The sequence below is a fragment of the Microbacterium sp. LTA6 genome, from assembly GCF_045690355.1.
In the GTDB taxonomy this organism is placed as follows: domain Bacteria; phylum Actinomycetota; class Actinomycetes; order Actinomycetales; family Microbacteriaceae; genus Microbacterium.
Genome location: NZ_CP147855.1, coordinates 1,775,267 through 1,794,273 on the forward strand (window position 1 = coordinate 1,775,267; position 19,007 = coordinate 1,794,273).

Below are 19,007 nucleotides of genomic sequence, written 5' to 3' on the forward strand. Positions count from 1 at the left end.
CCCACCTGAGGAGCGTCAGCATGTCACGGAGAACCCGCGTCGCGGCATCCGCCACCATCGCATGCCTGGTCGGCGGTGCTCTCGTCGTCGGCTCCGCACCCGCCGCGGTCGCCGCAGAGGAGATCAGCATCGAATCGTCCAAAGTCCTCGAGCTCGGTTTCGACGGTGCCCTGACCGACACCAGCCCGCGCGGAGCCGCCATCGGCCTGCAGAAGGGATCGGCGGTGTATGCGGCCGGCATCCGCGGGCAGGCATTCGCGTTCGACGGTTCCACCGCGCTGCGCCTCGGCACCGACGCCTACCTGCAGCCGCAGGACCTGACCGTCTCGTTCTGGTACAACCCGAGTGCGCCGATGACTGGCGAGCAGGTGTTCTCCTGGAACAAAGCCGCCTACAACTCCGACGGCTGGTATCTCACCAGCGAGAACGACACCGCCCCGCTCGCGCTGTCGATCGGACCGTCATCGGGTCAGCCTTACAAGGTCGCGGTCGAGGGCACCCGCTCGACGTTCTTCCCGGCCGGCACATGGACGCACATCGTCGCCACCTACGACCACCAGAGCAAAGCGGTGACGTTCTACCGCAACGGCGTGCGGCAGGTGTCCTCGGTGAAGTACCCGGTCAGCGCCGCCGCGAGCGGTGTGCTGGGCTCCGAGAGCACCACCGTGAAGACGATCGGCTACAACGGGCCGCAGTACAACGGCTCGCATCTGAAGGGCTTGCTCGATGAATACGCGGTCTACGACGGCGTGGCCACGATCGACGATGTCGTTGCGCTCACGCAGCACGGTACCCCCGACTTCGACCCCGCCTCCGTCGCCGGCGCGGACCTCGCAGCGCTGACGCTGCCGACCACGGTCAGCGTCGACTTCCCACTGCCGACCGAGGGCGCGAGCGGCAGCGCACTCGCCTGGTCTTCGTCGGACACCGCCCTGATCGAGGTCGACGGCGCGACCGCGCACGTCACCGTTCCGGCTGAGGGGGAGAGCACTGCCACCCTCACGGCCTCGGCCACGTATGGTGCGAGTGCGCCTGCCACCCGGGAGTTCGCGGTGACCGTCACACCGCCGGCCGGCGCATCGGAGTACCTGCTCGATGCGGGGCTCGAGAACCTGGCTGTCACCGACGAATACCTGGGGAACGCGAACGGTCAGACGATCGACTATCTGCTCAGCCTCGATCCGGAGAAGTTCCTGTACGGCTGGTATCAGCAGGCGGGGCTCACCCCGACCACGGCCTCCGGCTATGGCGGCTGGGAGCGCACCAGCGGCACCCGGTTCTCCGGCCACTTCTTCGGCCACTATCTGTCGGCGCTCGCCCAGGCCTACGCGACGACGACGGATGCCGAGGTCAAGGCGCAGCTTCTGGCCAAGCTCACCGCGGGTGTCGAAGGACTCAAGCGATGCCAGGACGCGTGGGCGGCCGCGCACCCCGAGAGCGCCGGTTTCATGGCGCCCTTCCCGATCAGCGCCCTCCCCAGCGGTCAGGACGGATTGCTCGTGCCGTTCTATAACCTGCACAAGGTGCTCGCCGGGCTCATTGACGCACACCAGTACGCGCCGGAGGCGGTCGGTGCTGACGCGCTGTCCGTGGCATCCGGATTCGGCACCTGGGTGCGCGACTACGCCGCGTCTCTCCCCAACCCCGCCACGATCCTGAACACCGAGTACGGCGGAATGAACGAGGCGCTCTACGAACTGTACGAACTCACCCGCGACCCGGCGCACAAGCGGGCGGCGGAGTACTTCGACGAGGTCGCACTGTTCCAGAAGCTCGCGAACGGGCAGGACGTCCTGAACGGCCTGCATGCGAACACGACGATCCCGAAGCTGATCGGCGCGCTGAAGCGATACACCCTCTTCACGAGCGATGCCGGGCTCTATGAGACGCTGAGCGACGCCGAGAAGGCGGCTCTGCCGATGTATCTCGCAGCGGCGAAGAACTTCTGGCAGATCGTCGTCGACGACCACACCTACGCCAACGGTGCGAACAGCCAGTCCGAGCATTTCCACGGGGCGGACAGTCTGTACGCGTACGCCACCAACGGGGTGACCACCGGCTACGGCGAGAACTCCACCGCCGAAGGGTGCAACGAGTACAACATGCTCAAGCTCACCCATGCGCTGTTCGCCGTGGAGCCGCAACTGAAGTACGCCGACTACTACGAATCGACGTTCATCAACACGATCCTCGCTTCACAGAACCCCGAGACCGGGATGGTCACATACTTCCAGCCGCAGACCGCCGGCTACGCCAAGGTCTTCGGCACTCCGCTCGACCAGTTCTGGTGCGACCACGGCACCGGCATCGAGAGCTTCACGAAGCTCGGCGATTCGATGTACTTCACCGACTCAGACGGCGTGTGGCTGAACCAGTTCTACAGCTCCGAGTTCCGCGATCCGGCGCATAACCTGCGCGTGACGCAGGCCGCGAACGTACCGGCAGATCCGCTGGTGAGCATCTCCATCGACGCGCTCGACGGCACCACCGTCGCCGAGGGAACGCTGCTGCGCCTGCGCGTGCCGTCGTGGGCGGCATCCGCTCCCACGCTCACGGTGAACGGCACTCCAACCGAGATCGCCCCTGTCGACGGCTACATCACGCTGGAAGTGGCGGCCGGAGACGAGCTCGCGTACACGCTCCCGGCGCAGGTCACGGTGGATGACGGCACCGAGAACGCCAACTGGGTCGCATTCAAGTACGGGCCGGTGCTGCTGGGCACCGAACTCAGCCGTGCGAACGTCGAAGCCAGCTACACCGCAGGGGTGCTCGTGCAGATGGGCGTGGCCGACAAGTCGTTGAACGCGAACGTCGTCGTCGATGACGCGGCCGCATGGAAGGCCGCCGTCGCGCAGAACGTCGAACGCCTCGCCGACGGTGTGAACGCGAACGGCCGCACCACGATGCGCTTCGCCCTGCATGGCGTCGACCCGGCGGCATCCGCCCTCACCTTCGAGCCGTACTACAGCCTCTACGGCGCGCGCTACGCGACCTACATGACGCTCGTGCAGCCGGACTCGGCCGAGGCGCAGGCGCTGATCCTGAGGGAGAAGCAACAGCTGCGCATCGACGAGACGACGATCGACGCGCTGACGTCGTTCGACAACAACAACAGTGAGGCCGACAAGAACCACCGCTACAACAAGTCGTCGGTCGGTGTCTTCAATGGTCAGCCGTACCGCGACGGACAACGCGCGGCCGACGCCTTCTTCCAATACGACATGATCGTCGATCCCGCACTGCCGGCGAACCACCTGGGCGTCCGCTACTACGGCGGCGACGTGGGGCGCACGTTCGACGTCGACCTCAACGACGTCCTGCTCAAGCACGAGCGGATCACCGACGCGCACGGCGCGCAGGACTGGTACATCCAGTACGACAGGATCCCGCAGGAGGTGCTCGACGGCATCGTGGCGAAGGACAGCTACAAGCGCGATCAGAACGGCCAGTATGTGCTGGATGCCGAAGGGCAGCGCATCCCGATCGTCACCGTGCGCTTCCAGAGCAACGGGACGAGTTTCGTCGGCGGCGTCTTCGGGGTGTACACCTCGGCGGTCGACCACTATGCGACGGATGCCGAGCTCTCGGCCCTCGCGGTCGACGGCGGAGCCCTCAGCCCTGCGCTCACCGCGGGGGTGGTTGACTACACGGTCACCGTGCCGGTGGGGGCGACCGAGGTGGCGCTGACGCTGACGCCGGCCGTTCCGAGCGGGCTCGTCCACGTCGACGGGATCCTGATCGACGACACCCTGCCGCGTACGGTGGCGGTGGCGCCGGGGGAGGCACCCACGGTCGTCGCGGTGAAGGCGACCGCACAGGACCACGTCACGACCGCCGAGTACTCGATCCGCATCGTGCGCGAGTCCGAACTCGAGGTGACATCCGACGCCTCGGTGCGCTGTGTCGCCGGCAAGGCCGTGCTCGTGGTCAAGGTGCGCAACGGTGCGGACGCCCCGGTGAACGCCGTGATCATGTCCGCGTTCGGCAGCGCCCGGTTGCGGGTCGGTGCGGGCGGGAGCGCTTCGACGTCGATCGCCACCCGTCAGCCGGCGATCGCGGCCGGCGAGGTCGTGGTCGAGGCGTCAGCGGAGGTCGGTGGCCGACTGATCGTGACACGGACGACCGTGAGCCATCTCGCCGCGACCTGCCGCTGAACGGACGCTTGACGGATGGATGGAGGTTACCTAATCTAACTTTGTTCCCGCTAACATTGGGGCGGGAGCGTGGTCCACAGACGGAACACGAAAAGGCGACGATGCCGACCGAGGTCGCATGCGAAGCCTGAGAAGCGAACCGACAGCCTGGGGCTGATCGCTGATTCGGCACGGCAGACGCCGACCGAGGAATTGGAGTAACCATGAAGATCACCAAGGGAACCGCGGCACGTTGCGCCGCAGGCATCCTCGGCGGAGTGCTGCTGGCGGGCGTCGGAAGCGCCGCCTTCGCGGCGTGGCCGGACGAGGAAGACAGCTCGGGCGTCGACGTCAAGGTCGACATCGCCCCGGTGGCGGGCGGCGCACTGAGCCTGACCGTCGACGGCACCGAATCCGTGCTGACCGAGACGGGGTCGACGGCCTCGTACCGCCAGTTCACCGGCACCCTGCCGAACGTGACGGTGACGGATACCCGCACCGACGTGCCCGCCGGCGTGTACTGGTACGTCACGGGTCAGGCCGGTGACTTCACTGGAGCCGCCGGACAGCCGAGCATCACGCCCGACCACCTCGGGTGGACCCCGGCCCTGGTGACTACGGGCAACGGCGAGGTCACCGCCGGCGATGCCGTCGCCACCTCGAAGGATGACCCGACGCCGCCGGTGCCGAACAACGTAGGACTCGTCGGCCAGGAGATGCTGCAGCTCGCGCTCGACTCTGCCGAGGCGCAGGCCGCGGCCGGACAGTGGACGGCGAATGCCGGCCTCGTCCTGAAGACCGACGTGAACGTCGCTCCGGGCAGCTACACGTCGTTGCTGACGCTGTCGCTCTTCGAAGACACGTTCTGAGCACCATTCCGACGAGGGGCTGGGTCCGGGTGACCGGCCCAGCCCCCATCACCTGATCAGGACTCCCGTGAACTCTGTGCGATTCCGTTCGCTGCTGGTGAGTGCGCTGGCCGCTCTCACTCTGCTCGGTGCGCCTGCCGTGGCGGCTGCTGCCGAAGGCGACGCGCCGATCTCGTGGTCGGTGACCCCGGCTGACGAGTCCGGGCCGGACGGTCGCGTGTTCGTGGAGCACGCCATCGACCCCGGTGAGACCGTCGACGATCACCTGGCGGTGCGCAACCTCGGTGCCGAGCAGGTCACCTTCCGCCTTTCCGCCGCTGACGGCTTCTACAACGCGAACGGCCGGTTCGACATGCTCCGCTCCGATGAGGAGTCGGTGGCGGCCGGAACCTGGATCACGCTGCCGGAAAGCGTCACCGTCGCACCCGGGGCGACAGCGGTGGTTCCGTTCTCCCTGACGGTCCCCGAGGATGCGGAGCCGGGTGACCATGCCGCCGGCATCACCGCGTCCGTGGTCTCCGGGTCGAACGGCGAGGGCACCGGGGTCGGCGTCGAGAGCCGGGTCGGGTTCAAGGTGATGACTCAGGTCACCGGCCAGCTGAAGCCGGCGTTCTCCGTCGAGAAGATGCAGACCGACTATCTGCTCTCCTGGAACCCGTTCCGACCCGGCGACATCGCGACGACGTTCACCGTGGTCAACACGGGCAACACCAGACTGATGGTCGAGGGCGCGCTCGACGTCGCCGGTCAGACGATCGTCTTCCCCGCCGAGGGGGAGCGTCGCAGCGAGCTCCTGCCGGGCGAGGAGAGGTCGTACGCGCTGGCGGTCGATGACGTGTGGCCGCTTTTCGGCTTCCCCGCCGATCTCACGGTCGCACCGGTGGTGTCGTCATCCGCCGAAGAGGCGACCATCGTCACCGCCGCGACCACCACGCAGTTCCTCTGGGCCATGCCCTGGCCGCACCTCCTGATCGCCGTGGGTGTCGCACTCGTCGTGGTCGCGCTGCTGTGGAACCGCATCCGTTCGCGTCGGCGAGTGGATGGCCTGATCGAGAAGGCCGTGGAACGTGGTCGTGAGCAAGCGCTCAGAGAATCCTCCGTCCAGACGGAGAGCGTATGAATCCGTTCGCGATCGCGGCCCTGGAGCGCGAGGGCGGTGAACTCGCAGACGGAACGGTCGGCGTCTACATCCATGTCGAGATCCTCCCTCGCACGTGTCTCGAATCCTGCGGCGGACTCCCGGTGACGGGCGGCGAGGTGCCAGCGGTTCTGCTGGCCATCGGCCTCGTGCTGATCGTCGTCGGCGTCGCATTCCTGGCGATCAGGACTGTTCGCCGTCGCATCCGGGCTGACCAGGCAACCTCGGGCGCCATCCTCTGATCCTCACCCCGGCGGCTGCCGGATACCCAGGAAGTGCAATGATGCAGACTTTCACCAGACGGACCATCGCGGGTCTCACCGCGCTCACGCTCGGCCTCGCAGGTGCTCTGATCGTGACGCAGCCCGCCCTCGCAGCCGCACAACCGGGGCCCATCGCCGAATACGACTTCAACGACGGCACGCTTGCGGACTCGATCGGCGGAGCCGACCTCACCGCGAGCGGCACGGCCGTCGTCGCCACCGACGCGGAGAAGGGCAAGGCGTTGCGGCTGGACGGTACAACCGACGGCTTCGCCGCATTCCCGGTCGGATTCTTCGACGGGCGCAGCACCATGACCGTGTCGATGGACGTGAAGTCCGAGAAGACCAGCGGCAACTTCTTCACGTTCGCGATCGGTGCGGATGCGAACAAGTACCACTTCCTTCGGGTGCGCGGTTCCGATGTGCGCAGCGCGATCACGCAGAACTCGTGGCAGAACGAGTCCGCAGTGACCGGCACTGTCTCCGGCGGGCAGTGGCACAAGTTCGATGTCGTCTTCGACGGCACCACCATGACGGTGTACGTCGACGGTGTGAAACTCGGTGAGAACGTCGCGCTGGGCACGACGGTGGAACAACTCGGTACCAACCTCGCCGGATACCTCGGCAAGTCGTTCTACGTGGGTGACGAGTACTTCAAGGGCTGGTTCGACGACGTGCGCATCTACGACCGGGCGCTGTCGGCCACCGAGGTGCTGGGCAACGCCGGCGTGACGGATCAGCTGATCGATGTCTCGCTCGATGACCCCGCAGCGCTCAAGCTGGCTCCGATCGTGGACGCGGCAGCGCGGACGGTCGTGCTCCCGGTGCTGAAGGGGACGGACGTGACCGCGCTCGCGCCGACGTTCGGCGCGGCCGACGGCGTCACGGTTTCGCCGGTATCCGGCACCGTCGTCGATCTGAGCGCTCCGGTGACCTACACGCTCACTGCCCCGGGAGGGGAGACCGCGACTTGGGTGATCGAGGCGCGCGTGGTGAACAGCCCCGTCCTGCCCGGTCTCTACGCAGACCCCAACATCGCGGTCTTCGGCGACACGTACTTCATCTACGCGACCTCCGACGGCTATGCCGGGTGGGGAGGCAAGGAGTTCTATGTGTGGAGTTCGAAGAACCTGGTGGACTGGGTCCGCTCCGATCAGCCCTTCCTGACGCTCGACGGCGCGAACGGCAACGTGCCGTGGGCCACGGGCAACGCGTGGGCGCCGACCATCATCGAGCGCGACGGGAAGTACTACTTCTATTTCAGCGGTCACAACGCGAGCCTGAATCGCAAGACGATCGGCGTCGCTGTGGCGGACAGCCCGTACGGCCCCTTCGTCGCGAAGCCGACCGCGATGATCCTCAACAACGAGGCTGTCACCTCGGGCCAGGCGATCGATCCCGCTGCCTTCCATGATCCGGCGACCGGCAAGTGGTACCTGGGCTGGGGCAACGGATCCCCAGTGCTCGCCGAGCTCGGCGACGACATGGTCTCGATCAAACCGGGCAGTTACCAGCGGATCACGGGGCTGACCGATTTCCGTGAAGGGGTCTTCTTCAACTATCGCAACGGCCTGTACCACCTCACCTACGCGATCGACGACACCGGCTCGGAGAACTACCGCGTCGGGTACGCCACGGCGACGAGCATGAACGGGCCGTGGACCTATCGGGGAGTGATCCTTCAGAAGAACCTGGGCCTCGGCATCAAGGGCCCCGGTCACAGCTCGATCATCAACGTCCCCGGCACGGATGACTGGTACATCGCCTATCACCGGTTCGCGATTCCTGGCGGCAACGGCAACAACCGCGAGACGACCATCGACAGGCTTGAGTTCGGGGCCGACGGTCTGGTGAAGCCGGTCGTTCCGACGCTCGAGAGCGTGCCGGCGCAGATCGTGGAGCAGCCGCCGACGGGGCCCGATGTCGAGGTCGCGCTCAGCACGCGCTGCACCGCCGGCAAGGTCACGCTCGTCGTTACGACCTGGAACAGGGACGATGCTGCGGTCAGCGTGGAGATCAGCACGCCGCATGGCACGAAGACCGTCGCGGAGGTAAAGCCGGACAGGTCGACTTCGCTGGCGATCTCCACGAGGCTCGCGTCGATCGATGCGGGCTCCGCCACCGTGGTGGCGACAGGCGAATCGGGCACGACCGAGATCACCGAGTCCTACTCCGCCCGCGCCTGCGGCTGAATCACTGACACACACACCGATGCACGAAAGAACGAAGGGGTTCTCATGATGAGTTCTGAACAGACGCGCAGCCGCGGCCGGCGCGTGATCGCGGGCGCACTGGGCGTGGCGCTGGTGGGGGGTCTGTCACTCACCGTCCCGGCGGCGGCGAACGCGGCGCCGGTCCGTGCCGCAGTAGCCGACGAACCGGCGTCACTCGTGGCGCTGTACGACTTCTCAGAGGAGAGCGGCACGATCGCGCACGATGCGAGCACGCACGGCAACGACGCCACGGTGGTCGGCGGTGACTCCTGGAACAGCGGATACATGCAGTTCACCGGCGCCAACCACGTGAAGATGCCGAACGACCTGCTGGCCGGACGCAGCGCGGCGACGATCGTCATCGAGACCTCGCCGCAGGCGCTCACCGGCGCGAAGTTCCTGTGGAACATCGGCGGCGCAGCCGGCCCGTCGAGCGGTCAGGGCCAGTTCTTCATCCAGCCGGTCGCACCCCGCGTCGCGATCACCAAGACGAACTGGTCCGGTGAGCAGACGGTCACGTCGCCGACGAAGCTCGTCGAAGGGCAGTGGCAGTCGGTCGCCGCGACCATCGCGAAGAACCCCGACGGCACCACGTCGACCCTGCGGCTGTTCATCGACGGAGCGCAGGTGGCCGAGAAGACCGACTCGAGCGTCAACCTCACCGACCTGCTGACGCACACCGTCAATTACATCGGCAAGAGCGCCTACCCCGCAGACACCCAGTATCAGGGCAAGGTCTCGACGTTCCGGGTGTACGAGGAGGCACTGCCGGCGGCGACGCTGACCGAGATCGCAGCGACGGATGCCGCGAGCGCCGCGACCGAGACGGTCGCAGCGATCGATCTCGCCGCCGTGAACGCGCAGAGTCTCGACGCCGTGGAGACGAACCTCACGCTGCCCACCGCCGGTGGCGTCACCTGGACCTCGTCGGAGCCCGGCATCGTCGCCGCCGACGGCACCGTGACACAGCCGGAGTCCGACACCGTCGTGACACTCACGGCGGTCTCCGCCGTGCGCGGAGTGCAGAGCACGCCTCGCACCTTCCCGGTCACTGTGCTCAGGGATCCCGCGGCCTCGGACAAGGCCCAGCGCGACCTCGATGCGATCAGCATCGCGGACACCGACGACATCCGCTCGAACTTCGCGCTGCCCGCATCCGGATCCCGCTACGGCTCCGCGCTGACCTGGCAGAGCTCCTCTCCTTCGATCGTCGATGTGGCCGGCACCGCGCAGACCGCACCCGGAATCGTGACGCGTCCCGAGGGCGGCGACGCCAAGGTCATGCTGACCGTCACCGCGACGATCGATGGCGAGACCGCCACCCGTGAAATCGCGCTCGTGGTTCGTGCGGCCTACGACATGCCCGCGACGACCGACTACATCTTCGCCCACTTCACCGGTACGGAGGGCTCTGCGTCCGACGAGCAGATCTACTTCGCCACCAGCCGCGACGCCAAGGTCTTCACCGACACCCGCCCTGCAGGAGCCCCGGTGCTATCGACCGAACGCAACGCAGGAGAGGGCGAGGGCGGCGTGCGCGACCCGTTCCTGGTGCGCTCGCCGGAGGGCGACCGGTTCTACCTGATCGCGACCGACCTGAGCATCTACCACCGCGGCGGCTGGGGCAACGCCCACGCCACCGAGGACGGCTCGACCGAGCTCGTGATCTGGGAATCCACCGACCTCGTGAACTGGAGCGAGCCGCGTCTCTCCGACGTCGCCGGCGAGATCCCGAACGCCGGGATGGCCTGGGCGCCCGAGGCGATCTGGGATGAGGTCACAGGTCAGTACTACGTGTACTGGGCGACCCGCGCCGACGGGAACACCGCATTCGGGGACAGCGTCGACATCTACCTCTCGACCACGCGGGACTTCCGTACCTTCTCGACTCCGGTCAAGTGGATCGACCGCGAGCATTCCATCATCGACACCACGGTGATCAAGGTGGGCGACTGGTACTACCGTGCCTCCGGCGACGGTGAGATCACGATCGAGCGGTCGAAGAACCTCGCCGCGACCACGGCGTCGGCTCTGCCGGCCGCCACGGGCACCGATCAGCAGTGGGTGCTCGTCGGGACGCTGCAGTCGATCCTGCAGGGCAGCGGCACCTGCGCCGCCGGCACGAACTACACCGGCGCCTGCCTCGAGGGTCCGGAGTTCTTCCAGTACAACGACGACGATCGTGCCGGCGCGCAACAGCTCTACGGGCTGCTCGCCGACCAGTACGCGACCGGTCGCGGTTATGTGCCCTTCCGGACGACCGACCTCGCCTCCACATCGAACACCGTGTGGAGCAAGGCGAGCGACGTCAACCTCGGTGCGATCAAGAAGCGTCACGGCGGCATCGTGCCGATCACCGCGGCGGAGTACCAGCGCGTGATGTTCCATTACGCCGGAGTCGGCGCCGATCCCGACCTGAAGCTGAGCTCGGCGGTCACCACGCGCTGCGTCGCCGGCAAGGTGGCCCTCGCCGTCTCGGTCACGAACGACGACAGCCGGGCGGCCGATGTCGTCATCACGACCCCTTTCGGCGACAAGACGGTCAAGGCCCTGCAGGCGGGCAAGACGGTGACGCAGACCGTGTCGACCAGGCAGAGCGCGATCGCGGCGGCATCCATTGCCGTGCAGGGCACCGCGAGTGACGCCTCGTACTCCGCAAGCACCTTCTACGAGACCCGCACCTGCGGCTGACAGGAGGCCGGAACCGAGTAGCGCCGCACCGCATCGAGCCGCGCTGGGCGAATCGCCCCAGCGCGGCTCGGCGCGCCCTTCCCCGCCGCCCGGGTAGTCTTGCGATGTTCGCGGTCGCGGGGAGGGGGAGGCATGAGCAGTGGTTCGGCGCCCTCAGGCGACTCGGCACGTCCGAGCATCTACGACGTCGCGGATCGCGCCGGCGTCTCGCACATGACCGTGTCGCGCGTGCTCAACGGCCACCCCAACATCCGGGAATCGACCAGGCATCGCGTCATGGATGCGATCGAGCAACTGAACTACACCCGCAGCTCGATCGCCCGCGCCCTCGCGACCCGCAGGTCGATGCGGATCGGCGCGATCGTCGACAACCCCGAGCAGTTCGGTCCGAACAGCACTCTTCGAGCAGTTGAGACCGCGGCGCGCGCTGAGGGGTACGCGGTCAGCGCGTTCTCGGTCGTCGATGCCGAGGCCGGCGGCATCGATGCCGGGGTGCTGGAGCTCGTCACCCAGGGCATCGATGCGCTGTGCGTGATCGCACCGCGTGCTTCGTCTCTGGATGCGGTGCGGCTCGCGACCGTCCCCACGCTCGTGGTGAAGGAAGAGCCGGATGACCGCATGCACACGGTCGCGGTCGACCAGCGAGCCGGTGCGACGGCCGCGGTGCGGCACCTCATCGACCTCGGGCACCGGGTGATCCTGCACGTCGCCGGTCCGCAGGACTGGCTCGATGCCAAGGCGCGGACCGAGGCATGGCGGAGCTGCCTCGAACAGGACGGGCTTGAGGTGCGCGACCTCGCCATCGGCGACTGGTCATCCGACTCCGGGTACGAGTTCGGGCGGACGCTCGAACTGGGCGACGCCACCGCCGTGTTCGTCGCGAACGACCAGATGGCGCTCGGCTTCATCCATGGACTCGCCGAGCGCGGCCTCCGGGTGCCCGAAGACATCAGCGTCGTCGGCTTCGACGACCTCCCCGACGCCCGCCACTATCTGCCGCCGTTGACCACTGTGCGGCAGGACTTCGCCGCGCTCGGACGACTGGTGATGCGCGAGCTGCTGATCGCGATCGACGGCGGCGAATCGGATCTGCGCGAGCTCATCCAGCCCGAGCTCGTTGTGCGTGCCTCGTCGGCGCCGCCGCGCGCCTGAGCACCGCACGCGAGCGCTGTCAAGGCTTTTCGAAACCGTTGCTCCTCGTTTTCTGATACCGGTAACATCCGAGCTGTCGGCGTCTCGCGCCGCATCTCGAAGAGGAGACCGCATGAAGAAGATCATCGACGGCGCCAGGACGGCGCCGCATACCGGACGGGCGCGAGGCAGGTCGATCCGACTCGCCACGGCGCTGGTGGGCGCCGCCGCACTCGTCGCATCGCCGATGGCGGCGTTCGGCAGCAGCGCGGTGTACACCGCACCTGCCGGCATCGTCGAGAGCGGCGTGCTCTCCGGCATCGTGCCGGCAGCCGGCGCCGTCGTGACGGCCGTGGCCGACCCGCCGGCCGTACCGGGGAACCTGCTGCCGGATGGCCGCTTCGTCAGCGACTTCGCCGGTTGGAGCGCTCCGCGCGGGGGAACGCTGGCATTGAGCGAGGATGCCGCGAGCGGTGCGCACTCATTGCAGGCGACGGCCCGCGCGAACACCCAGTCCGGTCCCTTCGCCAGTGTCACCGGCAAGATCGAGCTCGGCGCCGTGTACCGGTTGACCGGAAAGCTGAAGTTCGACGAGGGCAACGCCACGCAGCAGTTCAACTTCACGTTCTGCCCGGCGAACTTCAACGGCTGCGCCGACTATGGCCAGACTTTCACCAAGGGTGAGTGGGGCAGCTTCTCGCGGGAGTTCACCGCCGAGGCGAAGCACGTCGCCGCGGACTGGCTCTTCGTCGAGACGCCGTGGGGCTCCAGCGCGCTGCAGGCGTTCAGCGTCGACGAGGTCTCTCTCATCAAGATCGCCGACGCGCCGGAAGGGCCCGACTTCGCAGGCCTGGAGAACGTGCAGACCAAGCCGATCGGCGACCACAACCCGCTGGTCGGCCACAAGTTCGGCGCCGATCCGCACCACCTCGTCTACGACGGTCGCCTGTACATCTACTCGACGGACGACACGCAGCAGTACGACCTGAACAGCAAGGACGCGAACGGACTGCCGACGCAGTCCAATGGCTACGGCGGGATCACCCGGCTGAACGTGATGTCCACCAGTGACATGGTCAACTGGGTCGATCACGGCACGGTTCCCGTCGCGCGTGAAGGCGGCGCGGCGCCGTGGAGCCGGAACTCCTGGGCACCGGCCGCGATCGAGAAGGACGGCAAGGTCTACCTGTACTTCTGCGACAGCGGAACAGGAACGGCCGTGGTCGTCGGCGGTTCGCCGCTCGGGCCGTGGGAGGACCCGCTCGGGAAGAAGATCATCCCGGACACCGTGTCGCCTGAGTACATCGCCGGCGGCGGATTCCCGGCCGGGATGTGGCTGTTCGACCCCGAGGTGTTCATCGACGACGACGGACAGGGCTACCTGTACTTCGGCGGCAACTCGCAGATCGGCACCTCACCAAACGTGCAGGGACCGCAGAACCCGAAGTCGACCAGAGTGGTCAAGCTGAAGGACGACATGGTCACCCTCGACGGCGACCCGGTCGAGATCGACGGGCCCGGGATGTTCGAGGCCTCGAGCATGTTCAAGCACGACGGCAAGTACTACTACTCGTACTCGTCGAACTTCCAGGTCAACGAGGTGCCGGGGGCGTACCCGTCGCGGGGCGCGATCGCGTACATGATGACCGATGACCCGATGGATCTCACGGCCGCACAGTACGCGGGCGTGGCATTCCAGAACCCCTCGACCTTCTTCGGCGCAGGCAACGGGGGCAACAACCACTCCGACATGTTCGACTACAAGGGCGGCACGTACTTCACCTACCACGCCCAAACCAGGGGTGCGGCATGGGCGGCGGCGCTGGGAACGCCGGGTGCGACTCAGGGTTACCGCTCCGTGCACATCGACAAGCTCGAGTTCAACGCGGACGGCACGATCAAGCCGGTCACCGGAACCCGGGCCGGCGTCGAGCAGGTCGAGAGCTTCGATCCGTATCGCACCTTCGAGGCCGAGACCCTGGCGTGGCAGCGCGGAATCAGCACGGCGAAGACGGATGCCGCCTCGGTGGAGTTCCCGAAGCACAACGGCGGCGGCAACATGATGCTTTCCGCCATCGATGACGGGGACTTCGCCGGAATCGCCGGAGTCGACTTCGGGGCAGGCGCCGCGACGGTCTCGGCCACGGTGAAGCCGCTCGTCGCCGGCGGCAGCATCCAGGTGCGCCTGGATGACGTCGACGGTCCGGTCATCGCCGAGATCCCTGTCGGCGGCACCGTCGGTGAGTGGACGAGTGTGCAGGCGGCCGTGACGGGAGCCACCGGAGAGCATGACGTGTTCTTCGTGTTCGCCGGTCCGGAGGGTGCCGAAGCGACGGCCGATCTCGTCGAAGTGGACAACTGGTCCTTCACGGCCGCCGCGTCGCTGGAGTTCTCGGTCGAGGTGACCACGCGCTGCGTCGCGGGCAAGAACCTGACCCAGACCGTACGGGTGGTGAACGAGGATGCGGTGGGGATCGCTTTCACCGCGGTGTCCGACTTCGGGCGTCGTGATCTCGGCACGGTGCTGCCGGATGCCGGAAAGTCTGCCGCGATCAACACCCGCGCGGCGACCATCCCGGCCGGCGAGGTGACGGTCGAGGCCACGGCCACGGTCGGCGGCGAACAGGTGCAGGTGCAGCGGCAGGTCGACACCGAGGCGGCCGCATGCGGCTGATGCTCTGACGCTCTGACGTGCAGAAGGATCCGGGCAATGCCCGGGTCCTTCTGCGCATCGATTGCGCCGCCGGAGCTGTTCTCGGTAACATCATCGAAGGCGGGGCCGACGGAGGTGCGCATGGTGAACGTCGGCTCGGACAAGCCCAATATCCGCCAGGTGGCGGTGATCGCCGGCGTCTCGCACATGACCGTCTCGCGGGTGCTGAACGATCACCCGAACATCAAACCGGACACCAAACGGCGCGTGCTCGAGGCCATCGAAGAGCTCGACTACCGTCCCAACCTCGTCGCCCGCGCGCTTGCGACTCAGCGCACCAGGCGCATCGGCGTCATCATCGAGAGTCCGGTGGCCTTCGGTCCGACCAGCATCCTCCGGGCCGTCGAACTCGCCGCCAGGGCCGCCGGGTACTCGGTCACAGCGGTCGCGCTGCACGAGGGCGATGCGCTCACCCCGCAGGATGCCGTCGACAACCTCGTCACGCAGGGCGTCGACGCGCTGTGCGTGATTGCGCCGCGATCGTCGTCGGTGGCCGCGTTGCGCAGGATCTCGCTCAGCGTGCCGATGCTCGTGGTGAAGGCGGATGCCGACCCCACGTTCCTGACGGTATCGATCGACCAGCACGCCGGCACGACGCTCGTCGTCGACCACCTCGTCTCGCTCGGGCATCGCGACATCCTGCACCTCGCCGGCCCCCTGGATTGGCTGGACGCTCGGGCCAGAGAACGCGCCTTCCACTCCAGGGCGAAGTCCTGGGGTATCCGGGAGCGACCGATCGTGGTCGGCGATTGGACCGCCGACTTCGCCTACGACTTCGCCATGGGACTGAACCGCCTCCCCGACTACACCGCGATCTTCGTGGCCAACGACGACATGGCGATCGGGCTGATCCACGGACTGCATGACAAGGGATTCGAGGTGCCGAAGGACCTCAGCATCGTCGGCTTCGATGATGTGCCGCTGGCGCGCCACTTCCTGCCGCCGCTGACGACCGTGCGCCAGGACTTCCACGCGCTGGGCGGCGCCGTCGTCGAGATGCTCCGCGCTGCGATGGAGGAGCGCGAGATCCCGCCGCTGACCCGCATCCCGACCGAACTCGTGCCGCGGGCGTCGTCTGCCGCGCCGCGGGAGGTGCGCTGATGGCGCTCCCCGACCCGCAGCCGCTGGTCGAGCTCGAAGGAATCACCGTGGATTTCCCCGGGGTGCGCGCTCTCGACGATGTCGACTTCCGGCTGTTCCCCGGCGAGGTGCACGCGCTGATGGGGGAGAACGGCGCAGGCAAGTCCACGCTGATCGCCGTCCTCACCGGTACCTGCGCACCGGTGACCGGAACGGTCAGCGTCGCCGGTGAGCAGCGCCGCTTCGCGGGTGTGGCCGATGCCCGTGCCGCGGGGATCGCGACCGTCTTCCAGGAGACGCAGCTGAGCCCGAACCTGAGTGTCGGTGAGAACGTCATGCTGGGGCGCGAGCGCCGCGGCATGTTCGGCATCGACTGGCGCCGGACGAGAGCGGATGCGGCTGCCGCATTGGCACGGCTCGGCCTCGACGACCTCGACCCGAAGACTCCGTTGTCGATGCTCTCGCCGGCGCAGAAGCAGCTCGTGGCGCTTGCGCGCGCCGTCGTCGACGACCCCAGGGTGCTCGTGCTCGACGAACCCACCTCAAGCCTCGATCAGGCCGAAGTCGCCATCCTGATGCGCGTGATCCGGGGCCTTCGGGAGCGCGGGGTCGCGATCCTCTTCGTCTCGCATTTCCTCGAGCAGGCCTTCGCGATCAGCGATCGGATGACGGTGCTGCGCGGAGGGCGCTGGATCGGGGAGCACGCGACCCGCGACCTCGAGCGCGCCGACCTCATCTCGCAGATGCTCGGCAAGGACATCGAGAGCCTGCGAGCGCTGAAGTCGGAGCGCAAGGCCCACCACTACGCCTCGGACGCCACACCCGTGCTGCAGGCGACGGATCTGGGACGACGTGGCGAACTGGACCGGATGGATGTCGAGGTGCAGCGCGGCGAGATCGTCGGCCTCGCGGGGCTGCGCGGCTCCGGACGGACCGAGCTGGCCTCCCTGCTGAGCGGATCCGTCCGGGCGGACAGCGGCGAGATATGGGTCGACGGCGCGAAAGTCGACATGCGCAGTCCCTCGACGGCGCTGCGGCACCGCATCGCGATGACCGCCGAGAGCCGCCGCACGCAGGGGCTGATCGGCGAGCTCACGGCGCGCGAGAACATCGTGCTGTCGCTGCAGGCGCTGCGCGGCTGGTCGCGACCGTTGTCGCCGTCGGAGGCCGCGACGCTGATCGACACCTACGTGGAGGCGTTGCACCTGGACCCCGCCGACCTCGATCGGCCGGTGAAGCTGCTCTCCGGTGGTACCCAGCAGAAGGTTCTGCTGGCCCGCGCCCTCGCGGTGCGCCCGCACGTGCTGATCCTCGACGAGCCGACGCGCGGCATCGACATCGCCGCGAAGCTCGACATCCAGCGCCGGATCACACAGCTCGCCGGCGACGGCGTGGCGGTGGTATTCATCTCCTCCGAACTCGAAGAGGTCGTGCGCTTGAGCGATCGCATCATCGTGCTGAAGGACCGGGAGAAGATCGGCGAGCTGAGCAACGGCCCCGGGGTGACCGTCGACACGGTCGTCGAGATGATCGCCGCAGACAGGGGATCGACCGACGAATCGTGACTGGACTGTGACCGGTAACGAGAACGCGGCCGCGACTTTGAAAGAACTTTGCGAGAAATGTTGTGTTCCACGAATTGTTCCCGGTAACATCGCGGCAGGGCGCTCGACCAGGCGTCCTGCAATCACGCAGGGGACCACGTCGGTCCGCACGCTTGCCGGGGGAGAACCCCGGCCTCTCAAGGAGGAGAACATGTCCGTGAACACGCGCATCCGCACCGCACTGGGGCTGGCCGCAGTCGGCGCGCTCGCATTGGGTCTTGCCGCTTGCTCGACCGCGGCCCCGGAAGAGGGCAACGGAGGCGGCTCCGGTGAGCTGACCACCGTCGGCTTCGTCGCCGTCGGCCCCGAGGGAGCATGGCGCGAGGCGAACGAGCAGAACATCCAGGACACCTTCACCGAGGACGCCGGATACGAGCTCAAGTACGCACCAGCCACCAACCTCGACCAGAAGTCGCAGATCGACGCATTCACGTCTTTCGTCGACGAGGGCGTCGACGTCATCCTGCTGTCCGCCACCGAGGCGTCCGGCTGGGAGGACTCGCTCAAGCGTGCGCAGGAGGCCGAGATCCCGGTCATCCTGCTCGACCGCGGCATCGAGCCCGATGACGACAGCCTCTACGTCACCCGCATCGCCCCCGACAACGTCGAGGTCGCCAAGGAGGTCGGCGCCTGGGCTGCAGCCACCTTCCCCGATGGCGGCAACTACGTCGTCCTCGAGGGCCCGGCCGGCGTCGGCGTCGTCAACGAGCGCAACAAGGGCTTCGACGAGGGCCTCGGAGACACGAAGCTGACCAAGCTCGACGCGCAGACCGCGAACTGGTCTGCCGAAGAGGGCAAGAGCGTCTTCGAGACGATGCTGAAGGCCAACAACAACAACATCCAGCTCGTGTTCGCCCAGAACGACGAGATGGGCCTCGGCGCCGCACAGGCAGCTGAAGAAGCGGGCCTGGTCGTGGGCAAGGACGTCAAGATCGCCACGATCGACGGCACCAAGAACGCCATGACGGCGCTCGCCGACGGCCAGCTCAGCTACGTGCACGAGTACAACCCGCTGTTCGGGGAGACCGCCCTCGAGGTCGTCGAGAAGGCTCTCGCCGGCGAGAAGGTCGATTCCTACATCGTCGTCCCGAGCGAGGAGTTCGACTCGGCCGAGGCGGCCAAGGCCGTCCTGGCGGACCGCAAGTACTGATCACTCCGCCGGAGCGATCCGG

11 protein-coding genes are annotated in these 19,007 nt (G+C 67.4%); all 11 read left to right on the top strand.

Annotated elements, in window-relative coordinates; genetic code table 11:
• Positions 1 to 20: 20 nt before the first annotated feature.
• The 11 genes from LTA6_RS08405 to LTA6_RS08455 all read left to right on the top strand — a co-directional run bounded on the left by LTA6_RS08405 (position 21) and on the right by LTA6_RS08455 (position 18,985).
• A complete protein-coding gene (locus LTA6_RS08405) occupies positions 21 to 4,154 on the top strand; it encodes a beta-L-arabinofuranosidase domain-containing protein (protein WP_407359163.1) in 4,134 nt (1,377 codons plus the stop codon).
• A gap of 203 nt (positions 4,155 to 4,357) precedes the next feature.
• Positions 4,358 to 5,002 (top strand): hypothetical protein, encoded by a 645-nt coding sequence (locus LTA6_RS08410; RefSeq protein ID WP_341977394.1) that lies wholly within the window; start codon positions 4,358 to 4,360, stop codon positions 5,000 to 5,002.
• Between the two features lie 67 nt (positions 5,003 to 5,069).
• On the top strand, positions 5,070 to 6,122 hold the full coding sequence (locus tag LTA6_RS08415; RefSeq protein ID WP_407359164.1) for a WxL protein peptidoglycan domain-containing protein: 1,053 nt from the start codon (positions 5,070 to 5,072) through the stop codon (positions 6,120 to 6,122).
• Complete coding sequence (locus tag LTA6_RS08420) at positions 6,119 to 6,382, top strand: LPXTG cell wall anchor domain-containing protein (RefSeq protein WP_407359165.1); 264 nt, start codon at positions 6,119 to 6,121, stop codon at positions 6,380 to 6,382. Before LTA6_RS08415 ends, LTA6_RS08420 begins: the two co-directional genes overlap by 4 nt.
• Before the next feature lie 38 nt (positions 6,383 to 6,420).
• Positions 6,421 to 8,595: a family 43 glycosylhydrolase gene (locus LTA6_RS08425; RefSeq protein WP_407359166.1), complete on the top strand. Its 2,175-nt coding sequence runs from the start codon at positions 6,421 to 6,423 to the stop codon at positions 8,593 to 8,595.
• A 45-nt stretch (positions 8,596 to 8,640) separates the two neighbouring features.
• The gene (locus tag LTA6_RS08430) at positions 8,641 to 11,307 is read left to right on the top strand and encodes an immunoglobulin-like domain-containing protein (RefSeq protein ID WP_407359167.1); all 2,667 of its coding nucleotides are present in this window, start codon (positions 8,641 to 8,643) and stop codon (positions 11,305 to 11,307) included.
• 132 nt (positions 11,308 to 11,439) lie between these two features.
• Positions 11,440 to 12,459 carry a LacI family DNA-binding transcriptional regulator gene (locus LTA6_RS08435; RefSeq protein WP_341977403.1) on the top strand — a complete coding sequence of 340 codons (1,020 nt, stop codon included), beginning with the start codon at positions 11,440 to 11,442 and terminating at the stop codon, positions 12,457 to 12,459.
• A gap of 112 nt (positions 12,460 to 12,571) precedes the next feature.
• Entirely contained in the window at positions 12,572 to 15,112 is a 2,541-nt protein-coding gene (locus LTA6_RS08440; RefSeq protein WP_341977405.1) for a glycoside hydrolase family 43 protein, read from the top strand.
• 36 nt (positions 15,113 to 15,148) lie between these two features.
• Positions 15,149 to 16,252, top strand: a complete 1,104-nt coding sequence (locus LTA6_RS08445) for a LacI family DNA-binding transcriptional regulator (RefSeq protein WP_341977407.1) — start codon at positions 15,149 to 15,151, stop codon at positions 16,250 to 16,252.
• Positions 16,252 to 17,796, top strand: coding sequence for a sugar ABC transporter ATP-binding protein (locus LTA6_RS08450; protein ID WP_341977410.1), 1,545 nt, complete (start codon positions 16,252 to 16,254; stop codon positions 17,794 to 17,796). The genes LTA6_RS08445 and LTA6_RS08450 overlap by 1 nt, the downstream gene beginning before the upstream one ends.
• Positions 17,797 to 17,986: 190 nt before the next feature.
• Positions 17,987 to 18,985 (top strand): substrate-binding domain-containing protein, encoded by a 999-nt coding sequence (locus LTA6_RS08455; RefSeq protein ID WP_363549109.1) that lies wholly within the window; start codon positions 17,987 to 17,989, stop codon positions 18,983 to 18,985.
• Positions 18,986 to 19,007 lie beyond the last annotated feature (22 nt).

Coding starts and splice junctions, on each gene's coding strand:
- LTA6_RS08405 (WP_407359163.1), top strand. CDS start 21: ATGTCACGGAGAACCCGCGTCGCGGCATCCGCCACCATCGCATGCCTG.
- LTA6_RS08410 (WP_341977394.1), top strand. CDS start 4,358: ATGAAGATCACCAAGGGAACCGCGGCACGTTGCGCCGCAGGCATCCTC.
- LTA6_RS08420 (WP_407359165.1), top strand. CDS start 6,119: ATGAATCCGTTCGCGATCGCGGCCCTGGAGCGCGAGGGCGGTGAACTC.
- LTA6_RS08425 (WP_407359166.1), top strand. CDS start 6,421: ATGATGCAGACTTTCACCAGACGGACCATCGCGGGTCTCACCGCGCTC.
- LTA6_RS08430 (WP_407359167.1), top strand. CDS start 8,641: ATGATGAGTTCTGAACAGACGCGCAGCCGCGGCCGGCGCGTGATCGCG.
- LTA6_RS08435 (WP_341977403.1), top strand. CDS start 11,440: ATGAGCAGTGGTTCGGCGCCCTCAGGCGACTCGGCACGTCCGAGCATC.
- LTA6_RS08440 (WP_341977405.1), top strand. CDS start 12,572: ATGAAGAAGATCATCGACGGCGCCAGGACGGCGCCGCATACCGGACGG.
- LTA6_RS08445 (WP_341977407.1), top strand. CDS start 15,149: ATGCCCGGGTCCTTCTGCGCATCGATTGCGCCGCCGGAGCTGTTCTCG.
- LTA6_RS08450 (WP_341977410.1), top strand. CDS start 16,252: ATGGCGCTCCCCGACCCGCAGCCGCTGGTCGAGCTCGAAGGAATCACC.
- LTA6_RS08455 (WP_363549109.1), top strand. CDS start 17,987: ATGTCCGTGAACACGCGCATCCGCACCGCACTGGGGCTGGCCGCAGTC.